General features: G+C 72.5%; 18 protein-coding genes. 6 read left to right on the top strand and 12 right to left on the bottom strand.

The features are described 5' to 3' along the window. Positions 1 to 136: 136 nt before the first annotated feature. From ACIRJT_RS03020 to afsQ1, 5 genes are all read right to left on the bottom strand, one after another. Complete coding sequence (locus ACIRJT_RS03020; protein WP_398355793.1) at positions 137 to 343, bottom strand: PspC domain-containing protein; 207 nt, start codon at positions 341 to 343, stop codon at positions 137 to 139. 93 nt (positions 344 to 436) lie between these two features. Further along, the gene (locus ACIRJT_RS03025) at positions 437 to 1,009 is read right to left on the bottom strand and encodes a VanZ family protein (RefSeq protein ID WP_403903651.1); all 573 of its coding nucleotides are present in this window, start codon (positions 1,007 to 1,009) and stop codon (positions 437 to 439) included. A 111-nt stretch (positions 1,010 to 1,120) separates the two neighbouring features. Beyond that, the gene (locus ACIRJT_RS03030; RefSeq protein ID WP_403903654.1) at positions 1,121 to 1,756 is read right to left on the bottom strand and encodes a hypothetical protein; all 636 of its coding nucleotides are present in this window, start codon (positions 1,754 to 1,756) and stop codon (positions 1,121 to 1,123) included. Continuing rightward, positions 1,753 to 3,282 (bottom strand): ATP-binding protein, encoded by a 1,530-nt coding sequence (locus ACIRJT_RS03035; RefSeq protein WP_403903657.1) that lies wholly within the window; start codon positions 3,280 to 3,282, stop codon positions 1,753 to 1,755. The genes ACIRJT_RS03030 and ACIRJT_RS03035 overlap by 4 nt, the downstream gene beginning before the upstream one ends. Then, a complete protein-coding gene (gene afsQ1, locus ACIRJT_RS03040; protein ID WP_006127084.1) occupies positions 3,279 to 3,956 on the bottom strand; it encodes a two-component system response regulator AfsQ1 in 678 nt (225 codons plus the stop codon). Before afsQ1 ends, ACIRJT_RS03035 begins: the two co-directional genes overlap by 4 nt. 182 nt (positions 3,957 to 4,138) lie before the next feature. Here afsQ1 and ACIRJT_RS03045 point away from each other — a divergent pair, with 182 nt between their 5' ends. Together ACIRJT_RS03045 and ACIRJT_RS03050 are read left to right on the top strand one after the other, a co-directional pair. Then, the gene (locus ACIRJT_RS03045; protein ID WP_403903659.1) at positions 4,139 to 4,906 is read left to right on the top strand and encodes a SigE family RNA polymerase sigma factor; all 768 of its coding nucleotides are present in this window, start codon (positions 4,139 to 4,141) and stop codon (positions 4,904 to 4,906) included. Positions 4,907 to 5,225: 319 nt separating this feature from the next. Continuing rightward, positions 5,226 to 6,239 carry a hypothetical protein gene (locus ACIRJT_RS03050; RefSeq protein WP_403904451.1) on the top strand — a complete coding sequence of 338 codons (1,014 nt, stop codon included), beginning with the start codon at positions 5,226 to 5,228 and terminating at the stop codon, positions 6,237 to 6,239. Positions 6,240 to 6,260: 21 nt separating this feature from the next. Here ACIRJT_RS03050 and ACIRJT_RS03055 read toward each other — a convergent pair whose 3' ends face one another. Further along, positions 6,261 to 6,971: a uridine kinase gene (locus ACIRJT_RS03055; protein WP_403903661.1), complete on the bottom strand. Its 711-nt coding sequence runs from the start codon at positions 6,969 to 6,971 to the stop codon at positions 6,261 to 6,263. A gap of 62 nt (positions 6,972 to 7,033) precedes the next feature. Here ACIRJT_RS03055 and ACIRJT_RS03060 point away from each other — a divergent pair, with 62 nt between their 5' ends. Beyond that, positions 7,034 to 7,453, top strand: a complete 420-nt coding sequence (locus ACIRJT_RS03060; protein WP_403903664.1) for a hypothetical protein — start codon at positions 7,034 to 7,036, stop codon at positions 7,451 to 7,453. A 77-nt stretch (positions 7,454 to 7,530) separates the two neighbouring features. Here ACIRJT_RS03060 and ACIRJT_RS03065 read toward each other — a convergent pair whose 3' ends face one another. The 3 genes from ACIRJT_RS03065 to deoC are packed head-to-tail and all read right to left on the bottom strand — an operon-like array spanning position 7,531 to position 10,830. Further along, entirely contained in the window at positions 7,531 to 8,448 is a 918-nt protein-coding gene (locus tag ACIRJT_RS03065) for an aldehyde dehydrogenase family protein (protein ID WP_403903666.1), read from the bottom strand. Further along, positions 8,438 to 9,877 (bottom strand): aldehyde dehydrogenase family protein, encoded by a 1,440-nt coding sequence (locus tag ACIRJT_RS03070; protein ID WP_403903668.1) that lies wholly within the window; start codon positions 9,875 to 9,877, stop codon positions 8,438 to 8,440. The genes ACIRJT_RS03065 and ACIRJT_RS03070 overlap by 11 nt, the downstream gene beginning before the upstream one ends. A gap of 5 nt (positions 9,878 to 9,882) precedes the next feature. Beyond that, positions 9,883 to 10,830, bottom strand: a complete 948-nt coding sequence (gene deoC / locus ACIRJT_RS03075) for a deoxyribose-phosphate aldolase (protein ID WP_403904453.1) — start codon at positions 10,828 to 10,830, stop codon at positions 9,883 to 9,885. 172 nt (positions 10,831 to 11,002) lie between these two features. Between deoC and ACIRJT_RS03080 the strand changes: the two genes are divergently transcribed. Further along, positions 11,003 to 11,641, top strand: coding sequence for a PH domain-containing protein (locus ACIRJT_RS03080; RefSeq protein WP_403903670.1), 639 nt, complete (start codon positions 11,003 to 11,005; stop codon positions 11,639 to 11,641). Positions 11,642 to 11,715: 74 nt separating this feature from the next. Here the strand turns inward: ACIRJT_RS03080 and ACIRJT_RS03085 are convergent, their stop codons facing one another. The 3 genes from ACIRJT_RS03085 to ACIRJT_RS03095 all read right to left on the bottom strand — a co-directional run bounded on the left by ACIRJT_RS03085 (position 11,716) and on the right by ACIRJT_RS03095 (position 15,216). Continuing rightward, positions 11,716 to 13,356, bottom strand: coding sequence for a phospho-sugar mutase (locus tag ACIRJT_RS03085; RefSeq protein ID WP_403903673.1), 1,641 nt, complete (start codon positions 13,354 to 13,356; stop codon positions 11,716 to 11,718). 482 nt (positions 13,357 to 13,838) lie between these two features. Beyond that, on the bottom strand, positions 13,839 to 14,663 hold the full coding sequence (locus tag ACIRJT_RS03090; protein ID WP_403903676.1) for a purine-nucleoside phosphorylase: 825 nt from the start codon (positions 14,661 to 14,663) through the stop codon (positions 13,839 to 13,841). A gap of 115 nt (positions 14,664 to 14,778) precedes the next feature. Then, a complete protein-coding gene (locus ACIRJT_RS03095; RefSeq protein WP_007458837.1) occupies positions 14,779 to 15,216 on the bottom strand; it encodes a gamma-glutamylcyclotransferase in 438 nt (145 codons plus the stop codon). Positions 15,217 to 15,490: 274 nt separating this feature from the next. Here ACIRJT_RS03095 and ACIRJT_RS03100 point away from each other — a divergent pair, with 274 nt between their 5' ends. Next, positions 15,491 to 16,930 carry an NAD(P)H-quinone dehydrogenase gene (locus ACIRJT_RS03100; protein ID WP_007458836.1) on the top strand — a complete coding sequence of 480 codons (1,440 nt, stop codon included), beginning with the start codon at positions 15,491 to 15,493 and terminating at the stop codon, positions 16,928 to 16,930. Between the two features lie 196 nt (positions 16,931 to 17,126). Beyond that, complete coding sequence (locus ACIRJT_RS03105) at positions 17,127 to 18,092, top strand: DeoR/GlpR family DNA-binding transcription regulator (protein WP_403903680.1); 966 nt, start codon at positions 17,127 to 17,129, stop codon at positions 18,090 to 18,092. Positions 18,093 to 18,228 lie beyond the last annotated feature (136 nt).

Consider the following 18,228-nt stretch of genomic DNA (forward strand, 5'->3'; position numbering starts at 1 on the left):
GGGGGGGGGGGGGGGGGGGCCCCCCCGGCCCCGCGCGCGGGCCCCCGGGCCCCCCCCCCCCCGCCGGGGGGGCCCCCCCCCCGCCCCGGGGGGGGCCCCCCCACCGCGCGTTTTCCGCTCCCCGTGATGCGGCGCGTCACCAGGCCGTCGCGGAGGAGGCTGACTTCTCCGACGGCAGCAGCGCCCACAGCGCCAGGTAGAGCAGGAACTGCGGGCCGGGCAGCAGACAGGAGACGACGAAGATGACGCGCATCGTGCCGGCGGAGATACCGAAGCGCCGGGCGAGGCCCGCGCACACTCCGCCGATCATGCGGCCTTCGCGGGGGCGGACAAGTGCGGCCATGGTGGGCTCCTTCGCGAACCGTTGCGTGAGGAGCGGCCTTGTGCGCTCCCCGATGTATCCATGGTGCGCCGCGAAGGGGGACAAAGCATCGCTCTACGGGGCGAGGCCCACCCCGGTAATCGTCGGGGTCGACCCCCCAGGGGCCTCGTCCCTGAGACGGGTCTCCTGCCGGTAGCAGGGCAGGTCCCGCACCCCCGGCAGTCCCCGGCGGCGCAGCCGCGCCCGGAAGACCGGGACGACCAGCAGATGGGCCAGCACCACCCCGGTGGTGTTCAGCAGCAGCGAGTCGATGTCGACGATCTGACCGGGCACCCCGGTCTGGCCCAGCTCGATGGCCATCGAGATCAGCGCCCCGGCGGCGACCGTACGCAGCAGTGAGACCCAGGGGGAGACGAAGATCCGCCCGCCGGCCATCGGCAGCAGCACCCCCAGCGGGGCCAGCAGCGACAGCGCCCCGCCGATCCGGCGGGCCGCCTCGGCCGGTCCCAGCGCGAGGTCGGCCCTGATCCCGGCGAGCGGCTCGAAATTCGCCGCCGTGATCCAGGGAACGTCCAGCGGGCGCAGCGTCAGCCACCCGACGAACAGCAGATGCGCGACAAGGAGAGTGACCCCCGCCGCGCGGAAGTGGATGACGGTCTGGCCGTCCGAACTGTGACGCACGTCCACCAAGACGCCGCGACCGGCAGGATCGGTTCCGCGCCGTCGCCGCCCGCCTCCCGGGTGGCTCTGCCGGGAGGCCCCGGACCGGGAGAGCCGCCCGGCCGCGCGGGACCCGCGTCAGTCCAGCCGGACGCCGTCCGGCGTGGCCAGGTCGCCCGGCCGGGACTTCGTCTGCGAGGTGCACAGATAACCGCGCGGCGGGTAGTCCCCGGGCCCGCCGAGCACCACGGACCCGTCCCGGACCAGCGTCTCGCTCTCCGCGTACGTGCACACCAGCTGGGCCAGCGCCTCCGCCGACAGGTCCTCCGGCTGGCTGCTGAGGCGCACGGCGCCCGCCGGGTCGCCGTCCCGGACCGGAGTCACCCGCAGCCCCGCCGGAACCGCGGTGGTGAACCCGGCCCGCCGCTCGTTCGCGGGCGGCGCCTGCTGGACCTCCTCCAGCAGCGCCCGGGCGACCACCAGGGGGTCGGTGCCGGTCGCGTCCGCCGCCACCGGGCGGTCCACGGTGACCAGCTGCGAGGTGCACACGAGATACACCGTGGCGCTCACGCCGCCCGGCGACCGGGTGGCGACGTCCGACGACGACAGCCGGCACGGCACCCGGGAGGGCGCGGCCCCCGCGTCCACCGGCACCGAGGTCGTACGGATCCCGCACCCGGAGGCCAGCGCGGCGGCCGCCAGTACGGCCGCCAACGAGGCCGCCGTACGCCGCCGGAGCGGTCCTCGCCGGTACGTGACCTCGCCGCGCTTCACGTCGCCCCGTTCTCGTCCGGGGCGTTGGCCCCCGGTTCGTCGTGGTGCGCGAGCTTCTCGGCGTCGCGCGGCAGCCGCAGTTCGAAGACGGCGCCGCCGTCCGGCGAGTTCGCCGCGGTGATGTCACCGCCGTGGATGTGCGCGTTCTCCATGGCGATGGAGAGGCCGAGCCCGCTGCCCTCCGACCGCGGCCGGGAGGCGCTGGCCTTGTAGAACCGGTCGAAGACGTGCGGCAGCACGTCCTCGGGGATGCCCGGACCGTGGTCCCGTACCTCGATGACCAGTTCCTCGCCCTCGGTCCGCACCCGCACGCCCACCGGCGAACCCCCGTGCTTGAGGGCGTTGCCGATCAGATTGGCCAGGATCACGTCCAGCCGGCGCGGATCGAGCCGGACCATCATGCCGCGCTCCGCGTCCAGGTCCACCGCGTCCAGCCAGGCCCGCGCGTCGATGCACGCGGTCACCTGGTCGGCCACGTCGACCGTGTCCAGCACCAGCCGGGCCGTGCCCGCGTCGAAGCGGGTCACCTCCATCAGGTTCTCCACCAGGTCGTTCAGCCGCCGGGTCTCGCTGACCACCAGATGCACCGCGGGCGCGATCATCGGGTCGAGGGTGTCCGCCTCGTCCTCCAGCACCTCGGCCACCGCGGTGATCGCGGTCAGCGGGGTGCGCAGCTCGTGCGACATGTCGGCGACGAACCGGCGGCTCGCCTCCTCCCGCGCGCTCATGTCCGCGACCTTCTTCTCCAGCGAACCGGCCGTTCTGTTGAACGTACGGGAGAGTTCGGCGAGTTCGTCCGTGCCGGACACCTCCAGCCGGGTGTCGAGCTTGCCCTCGCCGAGCTTGCGGGCCGCGTCGCCGAGCCGCTGCACCGGACGCAGCACGGTCGTCGCGGCGGCCTGCGCGAGCAGCGCCGAGCCGACCAGCGCGAGAGCGGTGGCGATCCCCAGCGACCAGGCCAGCGAGTTGAGGTCCTGCCGTTCCTGGTCGAGGGACTTGAGCATGTAACCGGTCGGGCCGCCGCCGATGATCCGCGTACCGGCGACCAGGTACGGCGTGCCCGCTATGCTCGTCCGCTGCCAGAACAGGTGGTATTCGTGCTCGTTGCTCGACGTCAGCGGCTGCTTGCGGGCCACCTGCTCCTGCAACGAGTCCGGCACATCGGCCCGGGTGAAGGTGTCCAGGTCGGAGTAGCCCACGATCGGCTTGCCGCGCTCGCGTTCGGCCTCCAGCAGCACGCTGTAGCCCGGACCGCTGGACGCCATCTCCCCGGCGGCCCGCTGGAGGTCGTCCTTGGTGGGACGCGTCGGCAGCCCCGCCGCGGTCTCCTGCATCTGCCGCCGGAAGTCGTCGAGCGCGGTGTCCTGGGTACGGGTCAGCACGGCCTCGCGGTTGAGCCAGTACGCGATCCCCGAAGCGGACACCGCGGCCGTCAGCGCCACCAGCGCGAACACCACGACCAGGCGCAGCCGCAGACTGGTCCAGCGCAGACCGGCGCGCAGGGACCGCTTGGCGGTTTCGGTCACTGAGGCGAGTCCAGCCGGTAGCCCACGCCCCGCACCGTACGGATCAGGGTCGGCGAGGACGGCACGTCCTCCACCTTCGCGCGCAGCCGCTGCACACAGGCGTCCACCAGACGGGAGTCGCCCAGGTAGTCGTGCTCCCACACCAGGCGCAGCAACTGCTGCCGGGACAGGGCCTGGCCGGGACGGCGGCTCAGCTCCAGCAGGAGCCGCAGCTCGGTCGGCGTGAGCTGGAGGTCCTCGCCGTCCTTGGTGACGGTCATGGCGGAGCGGTCGATCACCACGTTGCCGAAGGTCGCCGAGTCGGTCGACTCGCGCTCCCCGCGGCGCAGCACCGCCCGGATCCGGGCGTCCAGCACCCGGCCCTGGACGGGTTTCACCACATAGTCGTCCGCGCCGGACTCCAGTCCCACCACGACGTCGATGTCGTCGCTGCGCGCGGTCAGCAGAATGATCGGCAGCTGGTCGGTGCGGCGGATACGCCGGCACACCTCGAAACCGTCGATCCCGGGCAGCATCACATCCAGCACGACCAGGTCGGGCCGCTGCTCGCGCAGCAGCTCCAGGCCGTCCTCTCCCGTCGCCGCGGTGGCCACACGGTGGCCCTGGCGTGACAACGAGAGTTCGAGGGCCGTGCGGATGGCGTCGTCGTCCTCGATCAGCAACAGGAAAGGCACGAACGTCATTCTGGCCCATGGTGGCGCTTCAGTTCGACCTGTGGCCCGGTTCGATTGTCAGGGCACGGCCCCGACCACCCCTGTGACAGGCCTGTGACAGTCGGGGGACAGCGCCATGAAACTGCCCCGGCAAGCTCTTCGACAGCAGGGAACGAACGAACTCCACCGATAGGGGGCGCGAGATGAACGCACTGCACAGCACCAGCTCAAGCGCAGTAGTCACGCGTCTCCACGACGTCGGGCGGAGCACGGAGAAGTCCGGTGCGATGAACATGCGGGGGTGTGTTCGGAGCGCCGGGCGTCAGCACCAGACGGCGGCGGAGCAGGTGCGCATGCCGTACATGACGGTGGTTGACGCGCCCAGGAGGGCGGCGGGCGCGTACGGGGAGGCCACGGGGGACCGCACGGCCCGGGCGGGAGACGCGGACGCCGAAGCGGCGTTCACGGCCTACGTCCAGGAGCGACGGGCCTCCCTGTACGCGACCGCCTACCACCTGACCGGTGACCGGTTCGAGGCCGAGGACCTGCTGCAGAGCGCCCTCTTCTCGACGTACCGGGCGTGGCACCGGATCAGCGACAAGGCGGCGGTCGGCGGCTATCTGCGCCGCACCATGACCAATCTGCACATCAGCGCCTGGCGCAGGCGCAAGCTCAACGAATACCCGACCGAGGAGCTGCCGGAGACGGTGGGCGACACGGACGCGATGCGCGGCACGGAGCTGCGGGCGGTGCTGTGGCAGGCACTCGCCCGGCTGCCCGAACTCCAGCGCACGATGCTGGTCCTGCGGTACTACGAGGGCCGCACCGACCCGGAGATCGCGTCGATCCTCGACATCAGTGTCGGCACGGTGAAGTCCAGCATCTGGCGCTCCCTGCGCCGGCTGCGCGAGGACGAGGTCCTCAGCTTCGGACGTGACGAGCAGGAGTCCTTCGGCGAGTTGGTGGCCTGAGGCTGGGCCCTCCGTCTCGGGGGAGGCGGGGCCACGGGGGAAGTACGGGGGCACGGGGGAGCAGTAACAAACGGGGAACGAGGGGGTTCGGGGGAACCACCGCGGGGGAACGGCCCGTCGCTTCGGGGGAGGCGCGGGTCACGGGGGAGACACAGCGGGGTCGTACGGGCCGGGGGGTCCTGTACGGCCCCGCTTCTCCGCGCGCCCCGACCGTTACGGTGTGGTCGGCGCCGTTGCCCGCGGCCCCCGCGAACCAGGAAGTGAACAAGTGAGCAGAGCAGTGGGCCGTACGCGTCCGGCGTGGAAGGTCTGGGCGGTCGTGGCCGCCGTGGTCGTGGTGATCGCGGGGCTGTTGCACGCCTGGCGCAACACCAACGTGACGACGGCGGACCGGCTCTGTGGGGACCTGGTCTCGGCGGAGAAGGCGGACGCGGTCCTTCCGGGGTCCGGGCGTCTGGACGCCGAAGGGGACGGTCTGGATGACGACGACCTGACGGATACGACGTGCGGAGTCGAGAAGTCGTCCGTCGTCCTCGGCTCGGGCGAGAGCCGGCTGACTGTTCGGCTCTGGGGAGTACGGGGCTACGATCCGCTGACGTTCGAGAGTCAGCCCTACCCGACGGGCACTTCGTTCTTCAGCGGCGAGGTGACCGGCGGGGTCGACGCTCACAAGGCGTGGGTCATGCTGCCCGAGAAGTGCTGGACGGACCGGCCCGTGGTCGCCGAGTTCAACATCACCGAACCGGCTGCCGACCGTGCCGCCTTCGCCGCCCTGGCCACCGACACCGTACGGACCATCGCGGCCCGGACCGGATGCGGTGACCTCCCCGGGAAGCCCGGAACGCTCGTGCCTCCGCGCTCCGACGCCGCCCGCCCGGTCTCCGCGGGACAGGTGTGCGGCCTGGACGGCCTGACCGTGGCGGGCCAGGTGCCGGCAGGGGTGAAGGTCCTCGACGAGGGGCAGAAGGCCCCCACCGACCTGTGGACCTGCAAGCTGACCCTGGACGACGAGACGCGCGGCTATGTCCGTGCGGACGGCTTCATGAAGTACACGGCCTCCCGGGACCCGCTGCTCATCGCCGCCATGCGGAAGTTTCCGGGCACGGTCACCGGCGCGGCGCGGGGCGGCCGGGAGGCGGAAATCGTGGACAAGGGTGCTGGATTCATCCTGCGCTGCGCGGAGGGCGACCCCCTCTACCTGGCGGTGGACTCGGGACAGCAGTACCTGGAAGCGAGCAAGCTCCACGCGGACCTTCCCCAGCGGGGCGCCTACGTCGAGCCCTTCGAGAAGGCCGCCGCCAAGACCTTCGGCTGCGCGGCCCCCACCGGCTGAGCGCGAGCGGGGTGCCCGTCCCTACTCCGGGACCGGCGCCCCCACGCCCGCTCTGCGGCACCGCCCGGCCGCCGCGGCGGCGAACCGCCCCAGCGCCTCTTCCTTGCCGCAGGGGTACGCCCCCAGGGCCGTCTGGCGGGCCACGATGCGGCGTTCGGCCCGCATCAGCCGCCAGCCCCGCCGCAGCAGGAACGGCACCGACTTGCGGCCCTCGCGCAGATCCCGCACCAGCCGCCGCCGGAACGTGGTGGACGGGCGGCCGCGCAGGCACAGCGCGTCCGCCAGCAGCCCCAGGTCCTGGCAGCGTTCGACGATGTCCGCCGCGAAGATGCCCTCCGCCACGAACAGCGGTGACCGCTCGATGTGGAAGGCCTCGTGGTCCGTACGGGAGCTGGTGGCGATGTCGTACACCGGAACGTCCGTACGGCCGCGCCGGCACAGCTCGGCGATGGCGGCCACCGCCGCGTCCGCGTCCCAGGACCGGGCGGAGTCCCAGTCGATGTCCGTGGAGCCGGGGACCCGGGGCAGCGTCGGGTCGTCGTGCTCCTTGTAGAAGTCGTCCAGGCGCAGCACCGGCAGGCCGGTGCGGGCGGCCAGGACGGACTTGCCGGAGCCGGAGGGGCCCGCGAGCAGCACGACGCGGGTCGGGATCGGTTGGGAACTCACAGAACAGAAGTGTGAGGCATTGACCCGCGCAGGGGACCCCTCGGGCCTCCTGTTGGTATCCAGCATCACACCTCAACTACTCTGCGCGCACAGACGATTACCCGACCAGGTTCGATCAGGTGGAAAACATGGCACTTCATGCACGTAAGCCCGAACGTCGCGTCCTGCTGCGCGCGGGTCTGACCATCACCGCGCTGGGGGCCGCCCTGGGGGCCGGTGCGGGCTCCGCGGGGGCCGTCCAGCTGCCCCCGGTCGCGGAGATCCCGGACCAGGGCGCCTCGGCCCTCCAGGCGGTCGGCGAGACGGCCGGGCCGGCGGTGACCAGCGCGCTCGGGACCTCGCTGGCCAGCAGCGTCGCCCCGATCACCGACCTCCAGCTGGACCCGCTGGCCAACACCGGGGTGGACCCGCTGGACAACGCCGTGGGCACCCAGATCGGGGACTTCAAGCCGCTGACCACGGCCGTCCTCACGGACCCGATCACCAGCGGCGGCTCGCTGGGCGACCTGCCGGTGGTGGGGGCGGTCACCGGGCTCGTCACCGGCTGACGCCCGCGGCGCGGAGAGACGGCGGACGGGGCCGCCCCGGGGTGGGAGGGCGGCCCCGTCCGGGCATCGGGTGTGCGTCAGTACGAGGAGCCGGCGGCTCCCAGGGCGCCCGTCGGGTGCCACACCGTCTTGGTCTCCAGGAACGCCGTCAGGCGGTGCGTGCCGGGGGAGAGCGTCCAGTCCGAGGCGTCCGCCGCGCCGTCCGCGTCGAGGAGGCCCGGGCGCAGGACGCGCTTCAGGTTGTCCGCGGCCGCGATCTCCAGCTCCTTCGCCAGGGCGGTGTCCGCACCGGTGAGGTCGATCGCGTTGACGTCCTGGTGGGCGGCGAGCGGGGCCGCCAGCTCCGCCGTGACGCCCGACAGGATGTTGACCACGCCGCCGGGGACGTCGGAGGTGGCCAGCACCTCGCCCAGCGACAGCGCGGGCAGCGGGGCGTCGGCAGAGGCGACGACGACCGCCGTGTTGCCGGTCGCGATGACCGGGGCGATCACCGAGACCAGGCCGAGGAACGACGACTTCCGCGGTGCGAGGACCGCGACGACGCCGGTCGGCTCGGGGGTGGAGAGGTTGAAGAAGGGGCCCGCGACCGGGTTCGCCCCGCCGGAGATCTGCCCGATCTTGTCGGTCCAGCCCGCGTACCAGACCCAGCGGTCGATCGCCGCGTCCACGACGGCCGCCGCCTTGGACTTCGACAGCCCCTCGGAGGCGGCCACCTCACGGACGAACTGGTCCTTGCGGCCCTCCAGCATCTCCGCGACGCGGTAGAGGACCTGGCCGCGGTTGTACGCGGTCGCGCCCGACCAGCCGCCGAACGCCTTGCGCGCGGCCACGACCGCGTCGCGCGCGTCCTTGCGGGAGGACTGCGGCGCGTTCGCCAGCCACTGGCCCTTGGAGTCGCTCACCTCGTACACCCGGCCGCTCTCGGAGCGGGGGAACTTGCCCCCGACGTACAGCTTGTAGGTCTTGAAGACGCCAAGTCGGTTGTTATCGGACATCGAGGTACGCCTCCAGGCCGTGGCGGCCGCCCTCGCGGCCGTAGCCCGACTCCTTGTAGCCGCCGAACGGCGACGTCGGGTCGAACTTGTTGAACGTGTTGGCCCAGACGACGCCCGCGCGGAGCTTGTTCGCCACCGCGAGGATGCGGGAGCCCTTCTCCGTCCAGATGCCGGCCGAGAGGCCGTACTGACTGTTGTTCGCCTTGGCGACCGCCTCGTCCGGGGTGCGGAAGGAGAGGACGGAGAGCACCGGGCCGAAGATCTCGTCACGGGCCACCGTGTGCGCCTGGGTGACGTTCGTGAAGAGCGTCGGGGCGAACCAGTAACCCGACGACGGCAGTTCGCAGGGGGCGCTCCAGCGCTCCGCGCCCTCCGCCTCGCCGGTCTCCACCAGGGCGGTGATCCGCGCGAGCTGCTCGGCGGAGTTGATCGCGCCGATGTCGGTGTTCTTGTCCAGCGGGTCGCCCAGGCGCAGCGTGGACAGCCGGCGCTTCAGGGCGTCCAGCACCTCCTCCTGGACCGACTCCTGGACCAGCAGCCGGGAACCGGCGCAGCAGACCTGGCCCTGGTTGAAGAAGATCCCGGTGACGATGCCCTCGACGGCCTGGTCGATCGGCGCGTCGTCGAACACGATGTTCGCGCCCTTGCCGCCCAGCTCCAGCGTGACCTTCTTGTCCGTGCCCGCGACGGAGCGCGCGATGGCCTTGCCGACGGCGGTCGAACCGGTGAAGGCGACCTTGTTCACGTCCGGGTGCGTGACGAGGGCCTCGCCCGCGTCCCCGTAACCGGTGAGGATGTTGACGACGCCCCTGGGGAGTCCCGCCTGGCGGCAGATGTCCGCGAAGAACAGCGCGCTGAGCGGGGTCGTCTCGGCGGGCTTGAGGACCACCGTGTTGCCCGTGGCGAGCGCCGGGGCGATCTTCCACGCGAGCATCAGCAGCGGGAAGTTCCACGGGATGACCTGTCCCGCCACGCCCAGCGGACGGGGGTTCGCCCCGTACCCCGCGTGGTCCAGCTTGTCGGCCCAGCCCGCGTAGTAGAAGAAGTGCGCCGCGACCAGCGGCAGGTCCGCGTCGCGGGTCTCCTTGATCGGCTTGCCGTTGTCGAGGGTTTCGAGGACGGCCAGCTCGCGGCTGCGCTCCTGGATGATCCGGGCGATCCGGAACAGGTACTTGGCGCGCTCGGAGCCGGGCAGCGCCGACCACTTCTCGAACGCCTTGCGGGCCGCCTTCACGGCCCGGTCCACGTCCGCCGCGCCGGCCCGCGCGACCTCGGAGAGGACTTCCTCGCTGCTCGGCGAGACGGTCTTGAAGACCTTGCCGTCGGCGGCCTCGGTGAACTCCCCGTCGATGAAGAGCCCGTAGGACGGGGCGATGTCGACGACGGAGCGGGACTCCGGCGCCGGTGCGTACTCGAATGCGGATGCCATGGCTATCAGTCCACCGTCACGTAATCGGGGCCGGAGTAACGGCCGGTGCTGAGCTTCTGGCGCTGCATCAGCAGGTCGTTGAGCAGGCTGGAAGCGCCGAACCGGAACCAGTGCGGGTCCAGCCAGTCCTCGCCCGCGGTCTCGTTCACCAGCACCAGGAACTTCACCGCGTCCTTGGTGGTGCGGATGCCGCCGGCCGGCTTCACGCCGATCTGCGTGCCGGTCTGCGCCCGGAAGTCGCGGACGGCCTCCAGCATGAGGAGGGTGTTGGCGGGGGTGGCGTTGACGGCCACCTTGCCGGTCGAGGTCTTGATGAAGTCCGCGCCCGCCAGCATCCCGATCCAGGAGGCCCGGCGGATGTTGTCGTACGTGGACAGCTCGCCGGTCTCGAAGATCACCTTGAGGCGGGCGGTCCCGCACTCCGCCTTCACGGCGAGGATCTCCTCGTACACCTTCAGGAACCGGCCGGAGAGGAACGCCCCCCGGTCGATCACCATGTCGATCTCGTCGGCCCCGGCCGCCACGGCGTCGCGGACGTCCGCGAGCTTGACGTCCAGCGCGGCACGGCCCGCCGGGAAGGCGGTCGCCACGGACGCCACCTTCACGCCGGACCCGGCCAGCGCGGCGGCGGCGGTGGCCGCCATGTCGGGATAGACGCAGACCGCGGCGGTGCGGGGCGTCGTGCGGTCGGTGGGGTCGGGGTTGACGGCCTTGGTGGCGAGAGCCCGGACCTTGCCCGGGGTGTCCGCGCCTTCCAGCGTCGTCAGGTCGATCATCGAGATGGCGAGATCGATGGCGTACGCCTTGGCCGTCGTCTTGATCGAACGGGTTCCGAGGGAGGCGGCGCGCGCTTCGAGGCCGACGGCGTCGACGCCGGGCAGCCCGAACAGGAAGCGGCGCAGCGCACTGTCGGACGCCGTCGCGTCGGAAAATGCGGGAGCAGTGGTGGGCATGGTCACCAGAGGAGCATATCTACGCGCGTAGCGACCTGTACAGGGGGCCGGGCCGTCCGTGCGTCCCGCACCCTGCCCCGCGCGCGCCCCACTCCTCCGGGCGTCACGGCCGGGCGGCCGTGCGGTGCGGCCGCTCCGCCGCCCTCCGCGCCCGTCAGGCAGAATCGGCCCCATGACGAGCCCCACACCTCCCGCAGAGCCGCACCCCGCGACACGGACCTACCGTTCCGTCGCCGCACTGGTCTGCGGGTCGCTGCTGCTCCTGCTGGTCGCCTGGATGGCCGGGGACGCCATGATCCGGGGCGAGGGGCGGGTGCCCTGGCTGGCGGCGGCCGCGCTGCTCCTGGTGGTGCCGCTGGTCGTGGCCTTCACCCTGCGGCCCGCCGTCTTCGCGGACGACGAGCGCATCCGGATCCGCAACCCGTTCCGGACGATCCAGCTGCCCTGGACCGAGGTCGCCGACGTACGGGCCTCGTACTCCTCCGAGCTGCTCGCCCAGGACGGCACGAAGTACCAGCTGTGGGCCATCCCGGTCTCCCTGCGCGCCCGCAAGCGCGCGGCGCGCAGCGCGGCCCGCGCGGCGCACGACGACCCCTACGGCCGTACGTCGGTCAGCGCCGACGTCCGCGACACCGCCGCGCGCACCGCCTCCGCCGACCAGACCGTGCGCGATCTGCGGGACCTGGCCGAGCGCTCCGGCGGCACGACGGCCGAGGGCGCGGACCGGGGCTCCGTGCGCTGGGCGTACGAGGTGATCGCCCCGGCCGTCGCGGGGGCCGTCCTGCTCGTGGTGGTGGGGGCGACCGGCTGAGGCCGACGCCAACGGACGCCGAAGGGCCGGCACCCCGGAGAGGGGTGCCGGCCCTTCGGCGTGGGAACGGCGCGTCAGATCCCCGCGGCCGCCGCGAGGTCCCGCTTGATCCCGGCGAGCAGTTCGGCGCCCCGGGCCCGCGCGGCGGGCAGCCCGGCCGCGTCCGCCACCGGGACGACGACCTCCAGGTAGCACTTCAGCTTCGGCTCGGTGCCGCTCGGGCGGACGATCACCCGGGCGCCCTCCAGGTGGTAGCGCAGCCCGTCGGTGGGCGGCAGCCTGTCCGTGCCCCGCGACAGGTCCTCGGCCGAGATGACGGCGAGGCCGGCCAGCGCGGTCGGCGGCTGCTCGCGGAGCCGGGCCATGGCGTCCGCGATGACGGAGAGGTCCTCCACCCGCACCGAGAGCTGGTCGGTGGCGTGCAGGCCGTGCGCGAGGGCCAGGTCGTCCAGCAGGTCCAGGAGAGTGCGGCCCCGCTCCTTGAGTACGGAGGCCAGCTCGGCGACGAGCAGGGCGGCGGTGATGCCGTCCTTGTCGCGGACGCCCTCGGGGTCCACGCAGTAGCCGAGCGCCTCCTCGTACCCGTACCGCAGGCCGTCCACCCGGGCGATCCACTTGAAGCCCGTCAGCGTCTCCTCGTATCCGAGGCCCGCCTCCTCCGCGATCCGGCCGAGCAGCGACGACGACACGATCGACTCGGCGAACACGCCGCTCACGCCCCGCTCCACCAGGTGCGCGGCGAGCAGCGCGCCCACCTCGTCGCCGCGCAGCATCCGCCAGCCGCCCTCCGTGGCGGTGTCGGGCACGGCGACGGCGCAGCGGTCCGCGTCCGGGTCGTTGGCGATGATCAGGTCCGGCGCCGCCCGGCGCGCGGTGGCGAAGGCGAGATCCATCGCGCCGGGCTCCTCCGGGTTGGGGAAGGCCACGGTGGGGAACGCGGGGTCCGGCTCGGCCTGCTCGGCGACGAGGACCGGTGCAGGGAACCCGGCGCGCTCGAAGGCGGCGGTCAGCACGGAGGTCCCGACGCCGTGCAGCGCGGTGTGGACGGTGCGTGCCGTACGGGGGCTGCCGGGGGCCAGGACCGCGTCCGTACGGGCGAGGTAGGCGGCCAGGACCTCCTCGCCGAGGGTCTCCCAGCCGTCCTCGGGGCGCTCCACGCCGGCCAGTGGGCCGACCGCGTCGATGGCGGCGGCGATCTCGCCGTCGGCCGGAGGCACGATCTGCGAGCCGTCGCCGAGGTAGACCTTGTAGCCGTTGTCGCGCGGCGGGTTGTGGCTGGCGGTGACCTCGACCCCGGCGACCGCGCCCAGATGCCTTATGGCGAACGCCAGTACAGGGGTGGGGAGCGGGCGGGGCAGCACGGCGGCGCGCAGTCCGGCCCCCGTCATCACGGCCGCGGTGTCACGCGCGAAGTCCTCCGACTTGTAGCGGGCGTCGTAGCCGATGACGACGAGGCCGCCCTCCTCGCCCCGCGCCTTGAGGTAGGCGGCGAGGCCCGCCGCCGCCCGGATCACCACGGACCGGTTCATCCGCATGGGCCCGGCTCCCAGCTCCCCGCGCAGCCCGGCGGTGCCGAACTGGAGCGTGCCCGCGAACCGGGCGGCCAGCTCGGCGGTGTCACCCGCCTCGATGATCGCGCCCAGCTCCGCGCGCGTGTCGGGGTCGGGGTCCTCGGCCAGCCAGGTCCTGGCCTGCGCGATGAGGTCGTGCTGCACGGGGGCCGCCTTTCGGGGGTGTGTGGAAGGGGGTACGGGGTGGGGTGCGGGTGAGGGGCGGGGGTGCGGGTGGGGTGGGGTGGGCGCTGCGCGGGCTGTTCCCCTCCCCGCCCCTTCCCGAAACCGGGGCTTCGCCCCGGACCCCGCTCCTCGAACGCCGGACGGGCTGAAAAGGAAGCGCCGGGACGGGCTGAAAACGGGGCCGGTGCGGGCCGGAAGCGCAGCCGGGCGGGCTGAAACACAGCCTGATCGGCTGCGGCAGGCCCCTGGGGCGCGTTTCGAAAGTCCCGCCTGCTCGGCGGCGTCTGGCACTTTCCCAAGCTCTCGGCTTCGCTCGAGCAGGGGAGGCCCCATCCCTCGCCGCGTTGCCGGGATCACCCCGGTACATCCAGTATCGGGGCGGCCCTCCGCCTTGCGATCGCACGTACCGGACGCCGCCGCGCCCGCCCTCCGGGCGGACGGCGCTACTTTCGAAACACGCCCTAGACGCGCTCCAGCACCCTCGACAGCAGCGCGCCCATCCGGGTCGCCGAGTCGCGGCCGGCCTGGAGGACCTCCTCGTGGTTGAGGGGCTCTCCGGACAGGCCCGCCGCCAGGTTGGTGACGAGGGAGAGACCGAGCACCTCCGCGCCCGCCTCCCGGGCCGCGATGGCCTCCAGGACCGTGGACATGCCCACCAGGTCGCCGCCCATGACCCGGACCATATTGATCTCGGCCGGGGTCTCGTAGTGCGGGCCGGGGAACTGGACGTAGACGCCCTCTTCGAGGGTCCCGTCGATCTCCTTGCACAGCGCGCGCAGGCGCGGCGAGTACAGGTCGGTCAGGTCGACGAAGTTGGCGCCGATGATCGGGGAGGCCGCCGTCAGGTTGATGTGGTCGCTGATCAGGACCGGCTGCCCCGGGCGCATGCCCTCGCGCAGACCGCCGCAGCCGTTCGTCAGGATGACGGTTCCGCAGCCCGCGGCCACCGCCGTACGGACCCCGTGGGCGACGGCGGCGACGCCCCGGCCCTCGTAGAAGTGCGTACGGCCGAGGAAGACCAGCACGCGCTTCTCGCCGATCCGGTACGAGCGGACCGTGCCGCCGTGGCCCTCGACGGCGGGCGCCGGGAAGCCGGGCAGGTCGGTCACGGGGAACTCGGCCTCCGGGACGCCGAGTGCGTCGCCCGCGGGCGCCCAGCCGGAGCCCATGACCAGGGCGACGTCATGGGTCTCGGTGCCGGTCAGCTCGCGCAGGCGGGCGGCGGCCCCGGCGGCGGCGGCCCGCGGGTCGCCCTGGATGTTGTCCGGAATAACAGATGCGTTCACGCGGACGAGGGTAACCGCTGAATCCCTACGCGCGTAGATGTCCTGGCGCAAAGACGCGCCGCAGGTCTTTGTGCTTTTGCACGAAGACGGCGTGACCGGGTCCGGTCCGCCCTGGTCAGCAGGGGCGCTTGCGCAGTTCCATCACATAGTCGTGCGGTGCGCCGGCCGACTCCGCGGCGTCCGCGATCTCGCCGAGATAGCGCGCCGAGGGCAGTCCGCCCTCGTAGCCGTTCAGCACGTACATCCAGGCCGGCTCCTCGCCGTCCAGGGTGTGCACCCGCACCCGCATCCGCCGGTAGATGTCGAGTCCGACACCCTCCCAGCGGTCCATCGAGTCCTCGTCCATCGGCGCCAGGTCGTACAGCGCGACGAAGACCTGGGAGCGCGGCGCCTCCACCACGGTGGCCAGCGCCCCTTCCCAGCCCATCTGCTCCCCGCCGAAGGTCAGCCGCCAGCCGTTGAGCCAGCCGGTGCTGCGCATCGGGGAATGCGGAGCGCGGCGGGTCATCAGCCGCGCGTCGAGGTTGCCGGCGTACGCGGCGTAGAGCGACATGGGACCGAGGGTACGGGAGGTGGGCGCGGGAGCGGCGGTTCCTGTGACGAAGGCCCCGGTCGGAGGAGTGCGGGGCGGCGCGCGCCTCGGCGTGCGGGCCGCTCGTTCCCGTGCGGCGGACGCCCTCTTTCCCGTATGGAGGGCCCCGGGGCGAAGCACCTTGGCGCGTGCGGGACAATGGAGTACGTACTGCATTCCCCCGGGGCGATCCCCCGGACCCCCGGCCGGGGCGGCAGGGCGGCCGCGGGGTAACCCAACGCGAGGCGGACTTTTCGTGACCCGGATCGTGATCATCGGCGGCGGCCCCGGCGGCTACGAGGCAGCCCTGGTGGGCGCCCAGCTCGGTGCGGAGGTGACCGTCGTCGACTGCGACGGTCTCGGCGGGGCCTCGGTCCTCACCGACTGCGTGCCCTCGAAGACCCTGATCGCCACGGCCGAGGTGATGACCACCTTCGACTCCTCGTACGAGGAGTTGGGCATCATCGTCGCCGACGACACCCCGCACGTGGAGCAGGCCGCCCGGGTCGTCGGCGTGGACCTCGGGAAGGTCAACCGCCGGGTCAAGCGCCTCGCACTCGCCCAGTCCCACGACATCACCGCCTCCGTCACCCGGGCCGGCGCCCGTGTGATGCGCGGCCGGGGCCGGCTCGACGGGCTCCAGGCCGCCGACGGGTCCCGCCAGGTCGTCGTCACCGCCGCGGACGGCACCGAGGAGCGGCTGACCGCCGACGCCGTGCTGATAGCGACCGGCGGCCACCCCCGGGAGATCCCGGACGCGCAGCCCGACGGCGAGCGCATCCTGAACTGGACCCAGGTCTACGACCTCGACGAGCTTCCCGAGGAGCTCATCGTCGTCGGATCCGGTGTCACCGGTGCCGAGTTCGCCGGGGCCTACCAGGCGCTCGGCTCGCGCGTCACCCTCGTCTCCTCCCGCGACCGGGTGCTGCCCGGCGAGGACCCGGACGCCGCCGCCGTCCTGGAGGACGTCTTCCGCCGCCGCGGGATGAACGTCATGGCCCGCTCCCGCGCCCAGTCCGCCAAGCGCGTCGGCGACCGGGTCGAGGTGACGCTGGCCGACGGCCGGGTCATCACCGGCTCGCACTGCCTGATGGCGGTCGGCGCGATCCCGAACACCGCGGGCATGGGGCTGGAGGAGGCCGGCGTACGGCTCAAGGACTCCGGGCACGTCCTCACCGACCGCGTCTCGCGCACCAGCGCTCCCGGCGTCTACGCGGCCGGCGACGTCACCGGGATCTTCGCGCTGGCCTCGGTCGCCGCGATGCAGGGCCGCATCGCGATGTACCACTTCCTGGGCGACGCGGTCGCACCGCTGAACCTCAAGGCCGTCTCCGCCAACGTCTTCACCGACCCGGAGATCGCCACCGTCGGCTACAGCCAGGCCGAGGTGGACGCGGGCAAGATCGAGGCCCGGGTGGTGAAGCTGCCGCTGCTGCGCAACCCGCGCGCCAAGATGCAGGGCATCCGCGACGGCTTCGTCAAGATCTTCTGCCGCCCCGGTACGGGCATCGTGGTCGGCGGGTGCGTGGTCGCGCCGCGCGCCAGCGAGCTGATTCACCCCATCTCGATCGCGGTCGACAACAACCTGACGGTGGAACAGATCGCAAACGCATTCACCGTGTACCCGTCCCTGTCCGGATCGATCGCCGAAGTGGCCCGGCAGTTGCACACCCGCAAGCTCACGGGCGAGGGCTGAGAGCCCGTCAAACACGGTATTTCCGGCATATCGTCGCAACTGGACGGCAGTCCGGGCAGCACGGCGACCGCCTGACGATCACCGCCGAACAACAAAGGGGCCTCCTATACCACTTGGAGGCCCCTTTGAAGTACAACTTCTGTTATTCGGCGCAAACTGCTGAAAACTCACCTGAGGTCAGGTTACTGTCAGTTCCGTGTTCGCTGCAGAACGTCGTCAGTTGATCCTCGAAATGGTGCGTGCCAACGGGGCGGTATCGCTCCGTGAGCTCGCCCGCGTCGTCCAGACCTCCGAAGTGACCGTACGGCGGGACGTGCGGGCACTGGAGGCAGAAGGACTCCTCGACCGCCGGCACGGCGGTGCGGTCTTGCCGGGCGGTTTTACGCGGGAGTCCGGCTTTCCGCAGAAATCCCATCTCTCCACCGCGGAGAAGACTGCCATCGCCGACCTGGCCGCAGGCCTCGTCGGAGAGGGCGAGGCCATCGTGGTCGGCGCCGGCACGACCACGCAGGAGCTGGCCCGCCGGCTCGCGCGGGTCCCCGGTCTGACCGTCGTCACCAACTCCCTGCTGGTGGCCCAGGCGTTGGCCCATGCCAACCGGGTCGAAGTCGTCATGACCGGTGGCACCCTGCGCGGGAGCAACTACGCGCTGGTGGGCAGCGGGGCCGAGCAGTCCCTCCAGGGACTGCGGGTCTCCCGGGCCTTCCTCTCCGGGAGCGGTCTCACCGCGGAGCGTGGCCTGTCCACCTCCAACATGCTCTCGGCCAGCGTCGACCGGGCTCTCGTGCAGGCCGCCGCTGAGGTGGTCGTCCTGGCGGACCACACCAAGCTCGGCTCGGACACCATGTTCCAGACGGTGCCCACCGAGCTGATCACCCGCCTGGTGACCGACGAGCCCCCGCTCCACGACGAGCGGGCCGCCGCCGAGCTCCAGTCCCTGGCGGACCAGGGCGTGGAGATCACGGTGGCCGGTCCGGGCGCGGACGCGTCCGGACCGGACGGCCCCTCACCGGGGCGTCAGCCCCGCCGCGACATGCCGCTTCCCGGCCAGCGGCGCACGCAGAACGGCGGTCTCGGGCCGCAGCTCCGCAGTGCCTCCGCGCTGGCGGACGTGCCGGGGGAGCAGCAGCGGGCCCGGGTGGCGGACCTGCGGCGGCGGTAGGCCCGCGTCGGGGGCGCGTCTCTCAGCCCCTCCGGCGTTTGAGGAGCGGGCCCGGGCGGAGCCCCGGTTACGGGAAGGGGCGGGGCGAAGCCCCGCGCTGCGGCCGACCACGCCGGGCGCAGGGGCGGAGCCCCGG

The sequence above is a fragment of the Streptomyces sp. NPDC102283 genome (genome assembly GCF_044766265.1).
GTDB lineage: Bacteria > Actinomycetota > Actinomycetes > Streptomycetales > Streptomycetaceae > Streptomyces.